Genomic DNA, 12,389 nt, shown 5'->3' with positions numbered 1-12,389 from the left:
AACGGGATGCGGAAAAACCCTTCCTTGGCTGGCGGTGACTCGCACTGCCTTATGGAACCAAGGAAAGGTAGCCGGCGGTTGAAATTGAATATCTCTCTGAACAATGGCGACCGGTCTGTTCAAGAGCTCAAGCGGGTATCCGGATAAATTCCAGTGTGAAGCTAATTCATTCGCGAAAGCAAGCGGCCCTAACTGCCTGGCAATGCTGCTCTAAGCGGCCCTTGCAGATTTTCGCACCGCGCGCAGCTTCCAGCGCGCGGTGGTTCACCGCATGTCGGCGGTTGGTCGACCCCATGCGAATGTGTTGTACAACTTACAACAATTTTGCATTATTCTGCTCCATCGGGCCGAATTATTGTACGTTATACAACAATCTGGATATGATTTCGTGAAATAGTCTTTATAGTGGAGAGATTGTTGTAGAAAATACAACAATATTGGTGCTGCAACCGCTTCAGCCCGTGCAAAGTTGCAGAATATACAACAATAATCGTTTCGTGACGTATACCGTATTCCTGTCGGCGTCATGTTAGGGCGCTATGGCGGAGAAGGGCGAATCGTTCAGAAGAAGCGTCAGCGCCTGCCATTGCTGCCGGATATCAACCGCGGGAGGAAGACATTAGCCTGAGCAGTTCTTCTGCAGCATTAAGCGCCGCTTTCCGTCGTGATTAGCGTAATTTTCCTCGTTTGAAGGATGTCGACAAATACCGGAGAAGGTGTCCGGTCGGTTACGACAGTCGATATAGGACTGAAATCGGATATTTGGAACAGCGTTTCCGAATGGTCGAATTTGCTGTGATCCACGATCACGATCGGTTCTCTGGTCGAGTTAATCATCGCCTTGCGGATTGCGGCTTCGTCCGCCGTTAAATCCCTCAGCCCCTCCACGATGATGCCTTTGGGCGAGATGAACGTTTTGGACGTCTTCAGATTGCTGATGAAGGCTTCTCCCAGCGGTCCGTTGAACGAATTGGTAGACGGATTATATAGACCCGGGATGGCATACAGCCGGATTCCGGGAGCAAGCTTCAATTGGTTAATGATCGGCAAGGAGTTCGTAATGACCGTGATATTCAGCTCCGGATTCAACTGGGAAGCCAGAATGATGCTCGTCGCGCTCGAATCGAGAAATATCGTATCGCCTGGCACGATCAGCTCGGCTGCTTTCTTGGTGATCGCAAGCTTCGCCTCAAGCAGCGGGGTGTCGGGCAGAACCGATTCCGCTTGCGGAGGCGTCTTCTCGATGATGGCAGCGCCTCCATGAAGCCGTTCAATCTTCTCTTCACTCTCCAGAAAGTCGAGATCGCTGCGCAGGGTTACCTCCGAAACGTGAAAGACCTCTTTCAGCTCCGATATCTTTACGGTTTTCCTATCGAAAATAAACTGATAAATTTCCTGCCGTCTCTGGTACGTTTTCATACGGACACCTCTTTTACTTATTGAAAGCAATAGCTAGCTGTGAACAACCGGGGGTTCTCCGACTGTCATTTTCATATTGTAGCATAAGCTGGAAAATAAATAAATAAATTCGAAAGATAAAGCCAAATGGAACCTTCGAAAAAAAATATATAAACGGAATTTCGAAAACAATATTTACGAAAATCGGTTTTATTGCTATTATCTTTAGTGTGGATTACCAAAACCATCCTTTTAAAAGAAAATGTACCTTTCGATTTGTTTTATTTTCGAAAGTTTAACGGAAGAGGTGACGAGATGGGGTAATGGAGGATTACTTGAAGGCGATTGTATCGCAGCTGCACCAAATCGAGCGGACACAAAGCGGTGCAATGGAGAAGACGGCAGCCCTGTTGGCCCAGACGATTAGCCGCAAAAACTCGGTCTATATCTTCGGCTGCTCCCATTCCAGTATTATGGCTCAAGAAATGTTCTATCGGGCCGGCGGCTTCGCCTTGATCAATCCGATCTTTGCTCCGGGGCTGACGCTGGAAACTCCGCCTGTCACACGTACGACGAGATTCGAGCGAATTGCCGGCGTCGCGGAAGCCGTATTGCGCGAATCGCCCATTACATCCGGAGATACGCTCATTATATGCTCCATATCCGGCCGTAATATCGTTCCGGTTGAGATGGCCGAATATGCGAGAGAGAACGGTATCTCTACGGTGGCGGTCACCAGCGTCGCCTATGCCGAATCCGTAGAGAGCAGACATCCGAGCGGAAAGAAGCTGCACGAGCTGGCCGACCTCGTATTAGATTGCTGCTCGGTGCCCGGAGACGCCGTCCTGGACATTGAAGGTCTGCCTGTCAAGACGGCTGCAACATCGACGATCACGAGCATCGCCATGCTTCATCCGGTCATGGCCAGAACGATCGAGCTGTTGATCGAAGCCGGTCATGCCGCACCTGTGTTCCTGAGCGCGAATGTCGATCAAGGAGACCGGCATAACGCCAGATTGCTAAGCGAATACCGGGATCAGATTCATTATTTGTGAAGCGTGTAGCCAAGCCATTACATTCGTAAACAGAAGGGTTGATCCATACTATGTTAGCTAACGAACTCTTAGTTGTATACCGACAGTTAATTGATTCCATCGAACAGGAACAGCTGCAGATGATCAACAGGGTTGCCGAGCTCGCTGCGCAATCGGTAGCGGCCGGCGGCTCCGTATACATTCATGACCGCGGCCATCTGCTGAACTACGAATTGTTCCACCGATCGGGAGGCTTGGCATTGCTCAAACATCTGAACATGTCCCCCGTTACCGGCGAAGGCGTGCAGGGGGAACTGGATGCGGCTGCTGCTACGATTCCTGCGTCACCGATTCGCAAGGGAGATATCCTTATTCTCGGCTCCGTCTCCGGACGCGCGGCCTCCGTCGTCGAGCTGGCACGGCAAGCGCGGGATCACGGTATCGTAACCGTTGCGCTCACCGCGGTCGACTACACCTCGCAGACGCCGTCGCTGCATCCGAGCGGGAAACGGCTGTTCGAGGTCTGCGAGCACGTTCTGGACATCATGACGCTTAAGGGCGATGCGGCATTGGAAGCGGAAGGGATGGAGGAGAAGATATTGCCGACTTCCGGCGTAACCTCGGCAGTGGTCAGCTGGTGCTTCATCGCGCAGCTTATCGAGAGTTTGCTGGCGAAGGGCATTGCGCCGTCGGTGTACCGGAGTGTCAGCATGCCGGGCGGAATGGAACAGATCGAGGCGACGAATAAGCGGTTCCAAGAACTGGGGTACTAATTGGGGGTATTGCATTGTCGCAGATCATGATGAGTATCGAGAGCGGAGGCAGCAAGACGATATGCCTGCTTCAAACTCAGGATGGCCAATTGCTGGGCTGGGGACTCGGAGGACCTACCCATCATCTGCCTGATGAGCAAGCTGCTCAATCCTTCGAACAAGCCGTAACGATGGCTATGGACAGCAGCGGTCTAGCAGGTTCCCAAATTTCGCTTGTTTCTTATTCGCAGCTCGGCAAATATGAAGCGCTGCTGTCAGCGCTAGCACAGAGGGAAGTGGCAGCCGCCAAATTATATTTGGACGATCCGACGGTAGCGCTGGTCGGGGCGCTGTGCAGCGAATGGGGTGTTGTCGCATTGAGCGGTACCGGATCGTTCGCCTATGGCAGAAACCGGCAAGGCGAAACAATGCTGGTCGGCGGATTAGGGGATATTCTCGGTGATGATGGAAGCGGTTACGAGATCGGGCTATGCGGACTGCGTGCGGCACTCCGGCACTTGGAGGGCTGGGAAGAGGAGACGATGCTTGCGGCGGAGATTTGCAGGGAATGGGGGATAACCGAGTTTCCCCGTGAAGCCCCGTACATGAATCCCGCCTCTCGTACAATCGCGAACCAAGCGTTTCAATTTATGCCTGACCGTTACCGCCATATGATTGCGAATCTCTGCCGGGTCGTCGCCAGATGCGCCCGCATGGGCGATCCCATCTCGATTGCGATTATTCAACAAGCCGGCCGGAAGCTTGCCTGTCAGGTAACGGCCGTGTGCGACCGGATGGATATGGGCAACGAGCCCATTCCAATCGGGTACGCGGGCGGCTCCTGGCGGATCGGCGAGCTGCTGCTGGATTCGTTTAGCGAAACGCTGGAGCATAGGATGAAGAAAAGCTACCGCTTGATTCCGCAATCGCTGGAACCGGTGTTTGGCGTGTTTCTGGGCACATTGCGTCATATGGACGTATCGTGGGACGGGGAACTGATATCGCGCTTAAAGCGCGATAACGATTTCGTTAAGCAAGCCATAACGGCATAAGCTGACGATTAGGCGATCAATATGTGTTGGAGGCTCGTGGACTATGGGGAATGTCAAATTTCATCATGTGTATAAATACTACAAAGGTGAGCCTGTCCCATCGGTTAATGACTTCCATCTGGACGTTGCCGACGGCGAATTTCTGGTGCTGGTCGGACCTTCCGGCTGCGGAAAGTCGACGACGCTCCGAATGTTGGCGGGACTTGAAGAGGTGTCGAAGGGAGACATCTACATCGATGGGAAGTTCACGAATTTCGTCTCCCCGAAGGATCGGGATATTGCCATGGTATTCCAAAACTATGCCTTATACCCGAATTTATCGGTTTACGAGAATATGGCGCTTGGCTTGCAGCTGCGCAAGGTAGCGAAGCATGAGATCGAGCTGAGGGTGAACCGATCTGCGAAGATGCTGGAAATCTCCCATCTGCTGAGCAAGAAGCCAAACCAGCTCTCAGGCGGCCAGAAGCAGAGGGTCGCGTTAGGGAGAGCGCTCGTTCGCGAGCCGAAAGCGTTCCTGATGGATGAACCGCTGTCCAATCTGGATGCAAAGCTGCGGACGCAGACGCGGACGGAAATCATCAAGATGCATAGTCAGCTGCAGACGACATTCGTCTACGTGACGCATGATCAGACGGAAGCGATGACGATGGGAACGCGGATCGTGGTCATGAAGGACGGCAAGATTCAGCAGGTAGCTCCACCGCAGCAATTGTACGACGAGCCACGCAATCTCTTCGTAGCCGGATTTATAGGCACGCCTCAGATGAATTTCCTGCACGGGGCGGTCGCTTCGCAGGACGGCGTCTATTATTTCGAGACCAAGCGTCTCAAGCTCCGCATTCCCGAATTCTATTATCCCCGCTTCGAATCGTCAGGAGCGAACCTGAGGCAGATCGTGCTCGGACTCCGGCCGGAGCATGTCGTATGCGAGAATGATGCATCCGAAGGGTGGGCGGATTGGCAGATCGGCGCGTCGGTGGACATGAAGGAGCCGATGGGCTCCGATACGTATCTATACGCGAAGGTGGGCGAAGAGACGCTGATTGCCCGGACGGAGGCGCATACGCCGATAAGAGTAGGCGACTCGATCAAGCTGGCGCTGCAAATGGACAAAGCTCATTTCTTCGACTGGGAGAACGGCGATTCGCTGCGCGTTCCGGGGGAACGGGCATGAAGAGGCGGCTGACGCGCAGAGGCTTGATAGCTATTATATGGGGCGCCGTGCTGTTAGGCATCGGATTGTTGCTATTCGGACGCGGATGGCTGCAGGACGAAGAAGCTTTTATAACGATTGATGTAAGCGCTATCCCGATGAATTCGGCTGCCACTGATCACGAAGCGCCTCTGTCCTATATTCAATGGCTGAAGAGCGATTCCATCACGGAGCTGAAGCAAATTCCGGCAGACGATAGTGCGGTGTCCATTCAGGCTTACGACTACGCTGCGGTATCGGCGGATGCGGTCATTCGGCGTGTTGAAGACGAAGAGCGGAGCGAGCCGGTCATCGAATGGGAGAATGCTTCGGGCTGGCTGGAATGGGAAATCGATGTGTCTCAGGATGGACTCTATGAGCTGTTCGTCGATTACGCTCCACTGAAGGGCAGCTTCGCTTCGATCGTGCGGGGTATTCAGATTGATGGAGCGTACCCGTTCGATGAAGCGGAGCGCATCGTGCTCGACCGCTCTTGGAAGGATGGCAAGACGCCGTACGACAAGAATCAGATCGGCAATGAAATTCGTCCGGTGCAGCAGGAAATCGCCGGATGGCGGACCAGGCAGGCTGCCGATTATGGCGTGTCCTCGGAGCCGTTATTATGGCCGCTCACGAAAGGGCGCCATACGATCCGGATGACCGGAGGAAGAGAACCGGTGGCGATCCATGCCTTAACATTCGCCGCATCGAAGCCAATACCGTCATATGCGGATTACCGGAAGACCTATGAAGGATTGGCCGGAGGGCAGGATCCGAAGTGGTTTGAGCTGTTCGAGGCGGAGCGGTTCGCCGCGAAGTCCGCGATCGGCATCCAAACGCAGAGCGTTGCCGAGCCGTACGCATCTCCAGACCCGAAGGGGCGGCTCGTCTATAACACGCTGGGCGGAGACCGGTGGCAGACGGCGGGCGAATGGGTGGAGTGGGACATTGCGGTGCCGGAAGACGGCCTGTACGCCATCGACCTCAAATATCTTCAAGGTTATAACGGCAAGGCGAATGCTTACCGGACCCTTACGATTGACGGGGCTGTGCCCTTCCGTGAGATGCTCCATTATTCCTTGAAAGCCAACGACAATCTGGAAATCGGGACGATCGCGGACCCAGACGGACAGCCCTACCGCTTCTACCTCACGAAGGGTACGCACAGGCTTCGGCTTATCGCCGACGCCAGTACGGTCAAGCCGGCCGTCATCGCACTGCAGCAGAAGGTGAAGGAGATCGCTGCCATTGACCGGGATATCCGCATCATCACCGGCAATTACGGCATGGGTTCATCGATGAACCTCGACACGGGACGCACGTGGGAAATCAAGACCTATGATCCGGATATCGATACGAAGCTTGCACGGATTATTGAAGACTTGAAGAAGATCCGCGATTACGTTAACGGTTTGAACCAGCATGTGACCGATCCGACGACGGCCATCAGCTCGGCAGTCCATAATTTGGAAGAGCTGTTGGACGATGTGAATGAAATTCCTAATAAAGTGCAGCTGCTATCGGACATTCAAGCGAGCCTGGGCACATGGATGAAGCCGATGGAGAGTCAAGCCCTTCAGCTCGATTACATCGTCGTTCGTTCTCCGGAGGCCAAGCCGGGCTTGAAGGAGCCGGGTACATGGGACCGAATTCGCTACAGCACAGTAAACTTTGGGCGCACCTTTTTCCAGACCTATGACTTGAAAGACGTGAACGAAGAGGACGCGATCACCGTCTGGGTGCAGCGGGGCAGAGACTACGTCGACCTGCTCCAGAAGCAGATCGAGCAGGACTTTACCCCGAGTACAGGGATTAAAGTGAACGTTAACCTGATGCCGAATCCGAATGTGCTGATGCTCGGCAATGCGGCTGGCGATCAGCCTGACGTCGCGCTTGGCGTAGGCATGGAGATGCCCGTTGATTTCGCCATGCGCGGAGCTTCGGCGGACTTGACCCGGTTCGATGGATTCGCCGAGGTCGAGCAGCGGTTTAATCCCGGCGTCATGCGGTCTTACAAATTCGACGGCGGCACGTATGCCTTGCCCGAGACACAATCGTTCATGGCTTTGTTCTATCGCACGGATGTGCTGGAGCAGCTGAACCTGACGCCTCCCGATACATGGGAAGACGTCATGCGGATGCTTCCGACGCTGCAGGATAACGGCAAGACGTTCTTCTATCCGGCCAAAGAGTTCGCGATGCCCTTCTATCAGCATGGCACGGAGTTCTATACGCCCGACGGGATGAATGCGAAGCTGAATGACAACCCATCCATCACGGCATTCAAGCAGTGGACCGATTGGTTCAGCAAGTACGATCTGCCCAAAGATGTGCCGGCGTTCTTCAACCACTTCCGCTTCGGCGATATTCCAATCGGAATAGCGGATTTCAATACGTATATCCAGCTGCAGGTTGCGGCACCGGAGATTATGGGACGATGGAAGATGGCGCCTCTGCCGGGAATTAAACAGCCTGACGGATCGGTGGCACGCTGGTCCATGCAGCCGACCCAGTCTGCGATGATCATGAAGAACAGCGAGAATCAGGAGCGGGCATGGACGTTCCTGCAGTGGTGGACATCTGCCGGTGTGCAGGCTCAATACGCCAATGATATTGAATCGTTCGCGGGAATCGAATACCGATGGAATACCGCCAATATCGAAGCGATGAAGCTGCTGCCATGGCCCTCCGAAGATTTGGCCGTCCTGACGGAACAGTCCCGCTGGGCCAAAAATATGCCTTATGTGCCCGGATATTACTTTCTGGGGCGCGAAATGGACTTCGCCTGGAACAATACGGTTATTAGCCGTATGGCGCCGCAGGAGGCGCTGGAGAAATCGGCGGTCTCGCTGCAGCGGGAGATGGTCCGCAAGCAGGAGGAGCTGGGCTTCGGCCCGGAGACGGATATGCATGTTCCGCCGCATAACAAACCATACGAGGGGAGTGCGCCATGAAGCAATTAAATACGGAGCTTACTGCCGAAGGGGGAGCCGTTCCCGGCGGCATCGCGATGCGTCCGGCACCTGGCGAACCGGCCGCTCCCCGGGCGCTGCGAAGATTGCGGCAGTTCTTCCGGGAGTGCTGGCGGGACCGGATGTCATATCTCTTTCTGGCCCCTTTCATGCTTGCATTCTCATGCTTTATTCTCATTCCGGTGTTCATGGCCGCTCTGCTGAGCGTAACGTCGTTTAACGGCTTCGCCTTCCCGAAGTTTATCGGGGTGAACAACTTCATTGCGCTATTAACGCAGGATATTATCTTCATGAAATACACGCTGCCGAATACGTTCAAATTCGCGATTATCGTCGGTCCGGGCGGATATATTCTTTCCTTTATATTCGCATGGCTGATCCACCAGCTGCCGAAGGGGCTGCGCGATTATTTCACGCTGGCCTTGTATGCCCCGTCCATGGCGGGCGGCGTTGCTCTGTCCGTCATATGGATCGCTGCATTCAGCGGAGACAGGGTCGGATATTTGAACAATATTCTGTTAAAGTTCGGCATGATTGAATCGCCGCAGCTGTGGCTGCAGGATCCCAAATATTTAATGACCATTATGATCGTCGTGACGCTGTGGTCGAGCATGGGGGTCGGCTTCCTCGCCATGCTTGGCGGACTGCAGACGGTTAACACCGAGTTATATGAAGCCGGACGAATCGACGGCATTAAGAACAGGCTCCAGGAAGTGTACTACATTACGGTTCCGTCCATGAAGCCGCAGATGCTGTTCAGCGCCGTCATGGCGATCGTCGGCACGCTCAAGGCCGGGTCCATCTCTACACAGCTTACGGGACTGCAGATTACCCCCGGCTATTCCGGACATCTCATGACGAACCATATCGACGACTACGCGTTCCTGCGATATGAATGGGGCTACGCCTCGGCTGTTTCCGTCGTCCTGCTGCTTATCTCGTTCTTGATCATGCGATTCTGTTACCGGCTGTTTGCGGTGAAAGAGGGGGAGTGACAATGGGAAACCTTGCATCAGAACGTATCGGCACAACCGTTGAGGCTCTCCCGTACCCCAAGCGTCTGACGGGCCGGTTACGGCGCTTGCGCAAGCAGGTCTCTTGGTTTCAGGTTACGCTCATCGTGTTTCTTACCGGCATTGGATTGTTCATGCTGCTGCCGATCATCTTTCTATTTAATAATGCGTTCAAACCGCTCAACGAGCTGTTTCTGTTTCCGCCCACGATTTGGGTTAAGGCACCGACGATGCGCAATTTCGAACGGCTGTTTCTTCATTCGGCAGCGGGCGTCGTGCCGTTCACAAGATATTTGTTCAACAGCGTCATCGTTGTGGCGCTCACGCTCGTCAGTGTCATTCTTGCGAGTACGATGGCCGGCTATGTGCTTGCCAAGCATCGGTTTCATTTCAAGACGCTTGTCATGTCACTGATCATGATTTCGCTCATGTTCGCACCGGAGACGGTTTCGATTCCGCGCTACATTATTGTCAGCGGGCTCGGCATGACGAACACGTATTTTGCCCATATCCTGCCTTTTATCGCGTCGCCTGTGGCGGTGTTTCTCATGAAGCAGTTCATTGACCAGGTTCCCGACGCGCTGATTGAAGCAGCCAAGCTGGACGGTGCAGGGGATATGTTCATCTTCACCCGCATCATTATTCCACTTATCGCACCGGCGGTTGCGACGATTTCCATCATTACGTTCCAGGCGGTGTACCTGGATATCGAAGGCTCTTCCTTGTATACGCAGAAGGAAACGATGAAGACCCTTGCGTATTACGTGTCGAGTTTGACGGCCAATCTGCAGAACAGCGTGGCCGGACAAAGCATTGCGGCTGCATGCGCGCTGCTGATGTTTATCCCGAACCTGGTCATGTTCCTGCTGTTCCAGCGGAAGATGATCCAAACGATGCTGCATTCGGGTGTGAAATAACGTGGGGGGAAGAGAGAGGATGAGGCTAAGATACCGGTATAATCGTCCGTTCCCCATCGCGCTGCTGCTGATCGGCATCCTTGGCTTGTTCTTTCCGGGCGCCGCATCAGCCAAATTGCCGTATAACACCTGGTTTAACGATCAGCAGACAGGGCGGATGATTACGACGCAGCCGTTGTATGTCCCGGATACCATCATCGGCTGGGACGGCTTCGAGATCCCCTTGTCCGCGCCAAGCGATCTGTACATAACGGAGAACAACCGCGTGTACGTGGCCGATACGGGCAACAACCGGATCGTCGAGCTGGATGGGGAAGGCAAGTTTGTGCGCGAAATCGGGGATGCCGACGGAGATGGCAGGTTGAACCAGCCGCTTGGGGTATTCGTGACGAAAGACGATACGGTCTATGTGGCGGATACCGGGAATAACCGGATCGCGGTATTCGACAAAGACGGCAGGTTCGAGCGGGCTTACGGCAAGCCGGAATCGCCGCTTATACCGCAGGAATACTTCTTCGTTCCGAGCAAGATTATTGTAGATATCCGTGGCGTCATGTACATCGTCGTGAAGGATTCCTATCAAGGGCTGATGCGGTTAGACGAGAACGGTAAGTTCACGGGCTTCTTCGGGGCGAACAAGACGCAGCTCTCGTGGCTTGACCGTATGAAGCGGGCCGTATTGAACAAGAATCAGCTGAGCAAGGAAATCGCCAAGCGGCCGGGTTCCATTGAGAATGTGGCGCTTACGGGCGACGGCTTTCTTGTGACGGCAAGCTCCGGCTTAAGCGACGGACAATTAAAGAGGCTGAATGCCGGCGGGACGGATGCGTTTCAGAACAAGAGGTTTAACGAGTTTCAGCTCTCGGATGCCGCAGTCGACCGGAATAACTTTCTGTATGGCGTTAATCGCGAGCACGGGGAAATATCGATCTACGATCCGCAGGGAAGCGTGCTGTTCTATTTCGGCGATACGGATAAAACGGTCCATCAGCTCGGCATTCTCAGCTATCCGTCCTCGCTGGCGGTCAGCGGCGACAATAAGCTGTGGGTAGCGGACAGCGCAGCGAATACGATCCAAGTATTCAAGCGTACCGCATTCGGCGAAGCGTTCCTCACGGCGGCGAAGCTCTATTACGAAGGCCGTTATGCGGAAAGCAAGCCTTATTGGGAAGAGGTCGCCAAGCAGAACGGAATGATTAACCTGACCTTTGAAGGTCTTGGCAAGATATCGCTGCATGACAAACAATATGAGACAGCGATGGCTCAATTCGAAGACGCCTATAATGCGGCTGGTTATTCCGAAGCATTCTGGAGCCTGCGTTTCGCCTGGATCAAGCAGTACTTTCTATACGCCGTGGTCGTGTTGGCGCTGGCATTATGGGGCGGACGGCTGCTGCAGCGCAGGATGGCCGTATACGCGCAGGGCCGGTCATGGCCGCCGCTTACGGTCCGGTACGGGCGAGAATTGAGGGATGCGATCTATACCATGTTCCATCCGTACGAAGGCTTCTACCGATTGAAGGAACGGAAGATCTCTTGGGTCGTTCTGGCTCTTATTGTCGTGCTTGCCGGCGGAATCAGACTGATCTCAGTCTATGGAATGGGCTTTATCTTCCATCCCTATGATCTCAGCCGGGTGAACCTGGCGATGTCGATGGCGACGCTGTTTGCGCCTTGGGCGACCTGGATCGCAGCGAACTATCTGGTCAGCGCCGTGAAGGGCGGAGAAGGGCGGCTGCGCGAGGTGCTTCAGGCGAGCGCATTCGCGCTTGTGCCCTACATCGTGCTTATGATACCCGTCATCCTGTTCTCTCATATCGTCGTTCTGGAAGAGCGGATTCTCGTGGATTCCATCGAACAAATCTACTGGATATGGATGATGGCGATGTTCTTCATCATGACGCAGGTCATTCATAACTTCGATTTTCTGGAAACGGTGAAGAATGTGCTGATTACCATATTTACCATTGCGGTCATCTGGATTTTCATCGTCATCATCGCGGGGCTCGGCTACAACCTGTTCGACTTCGCGTACCAGATTTTCCGGGAGGTGACCTAA

9 protein-coding genes are annotated in these 12,389 nt (G+C 54.1%); 8 read left to right on the top strand and 1 reads right to left on the bottom strand.

All coding sequences use genetic code 11. The features are described from left to right. Positions 1-645 precede the first annotated feature (645 nt). Positions 646-1,419: a DeoR/GlpR family DNA-binding transcription regulator gene (locus tag L1F29_RS23425; protein WP_258384456.1), complete on the bottom strand. Its 774-nt coding sequence runs from the start codon at positions 1,417-1,419 to the stop codon at positions 646-648. A 302-nt stretch (positions 1,420-1,721) separates the two neighbouring features. Here L1F29_RS23425 and L1F29_RS23420 point away from each other — a divergent pair, with 302 nt between their 5' ends. Genes L1F29_RS23420 through L1F29_RS23385 form a run of 8 tightly spaced genes read left to right on the top strand, consistent with a single transcriptional unit; the run spans position 1,722 to position 12,389 of the window. Next, entirely contained in the window at positions 1,722-2,453 is a 732-nt protein-coding gene (locus tag L1F29_RS23420; RefSeq protein WP_258384455.1) for a sugar isomerase domain-containing protein, read from the top strand. Between the two features lie 50 nt (positions 2,454-2,503). Next, on the top strand, positions 2,504-3,205 hold the full coding sequence (locus tag L1F29_RS23415; protein ID WP_258384454.1) for a sugar isomerase domain-containing protein: 702 nt from the start codon (positions 2,504-2,506) through the stop codon (positions 3,203-3,205). 14 nt (positions 3,206-3,219) lie between these two features. Further along, complete coding sequence (locus L1F29_RS23410; RefSeq protein WP_258384453.1) at positions 3,220-4,236, top strand: N-acetylglucosamine kinase; 1,017 nt, start codon at positions 3,220-3,222, stop codon at positions 4,234-4,236. Positions 4,237-4,279: 43 nt separating this feature from the next. Beyond that, positions 4,280-5,410, top strand: a complete 1,131-nt coding sequence (locus L1F29_RS23405; RefSeq protein ID WP_258384452.1) for an ABC transporter ATP-binding protein — start codon at positions 4,280-4,282, stop codon at positions 5,408-5,410. Further along, positions 5,407-8,382, top strand: coding sequence for an extracellular solute-binding protein (locus tag L1F29_RS23400; protein WP_258384451.1), 2,976 nt, complete (start codon positions 5,407-5,409; stop codon positions 8,380-8,382). Before L1F29_RS23405 ends, L1F29_RS23400 begins: the two co-directional genes overlap by 4 nt. Before the next feature lie 56 nt (positions 8,383-8,438). Beyond that, positions 8,439-9,395 (top strand): carbohydrate ABC transporter permease, encoded by a 957-nt coding sequence (locus tag L1F29_RS23395; protein ID WP_373876559.1) that lies wholly within the window; start codon positions 8,439-8,441, stop codon positions 9,393-9,395. A gap of 2 nt (positions 9,396-9,397) precedes the next feature. Further along, positions 9,398-10,330, top strand: coding sequence for a carbohydrate ABC transporter permease (locus tag L1F29_RS23390; protein ID WP_258384449.1), 933 nt, complete (start codon positions 9,398-9,400; stop codon positions 10,328-10,330). A gap of 19 nt (positions 10,331-10,349) precedes the next feature. After that, positions 10,350-12,389, top strand: a complete 2,040-nt coding sequence (locus tag L1F29_RS23385; protein ID WP_258384448.1) for a YIP1 family protein — start codon at positions 10,350-10,352, stop codon at positions 12,387-12,389.

This window comes from Paenibacillus spongiae (genome assembly GCF_024734895.1).
GTDB lineage: Bacteria > Bacillota > Bacilli > Paenibacillales > Paenibacillaceae > Paenibacillus_Z > Paenibacillus_Z spongiae.
The sequence above is the reverse complement of the archived record's forward strand: the minus strand, read 5'-3'. Positions and strand labels throughout refer to the sequence as shown.

Excerpts from the sequence above, each read along its gene's own strand:
- L1F29_RS23405 (WP_258384452.1), top strand. The coding sequence starts at position 4,280 with ATGGGGAATGTCAAATTTCATCATGTGTATAAATACTACAAAGGTGAG.
- L1F29_RS23395 (WP_373876559.1), top strand. The coding sequence starts at position 8,439 with ATGCGTCCGGCACCTGGCGAACCGGCCGCTCCCCGGGCGCTGCGAAGA.
- L1F29_RS23415 (WP_258384454.1), top strand. The coding sequence starts at position 2,504 with ATGTTAGCTAACGAACTCTTAGTTGTATACCGACAGTTAATTGATTCC.
- L1F29_RS23420 (WP_258384455.1), top strand. The coding sequence starts at position 1,722 with ATGGAGGATTACTTGAAGGCGATTGTATCGCAGCTGCACCAAATCGAG.
- L1F29_RS23425 (WP_258384456.1), bottom strand. The coding sequence starts at position 1,419 with ATGAAAACGTACCAGAGACGGCAGGAAATTTATCAGTTTATTTTCGAT.
- L1F29_RS23390 (WP_258384449.1), top strand. The coding sequence starts at position 9,398 with ATGGGAAACCTTGCATCAGAACGTATCGGCACAACCGTTGAGGCTCTC.
- L1F29_RS23400 (WP_258384451.1), top strand. The coding sequence starts at position 5,407 with ATGAAGAGGCGGCTGACGCGCAGAGGCTTGATAGCTATTATATGGGGC.
- L1F29_RS23385 (WP_258384448.1), top strand. The coding sequence starts at position 10,350 with ATGAGGCTAAGATACCGGTATAATCGTCCGTTCCCCATCGCGCTGCTG.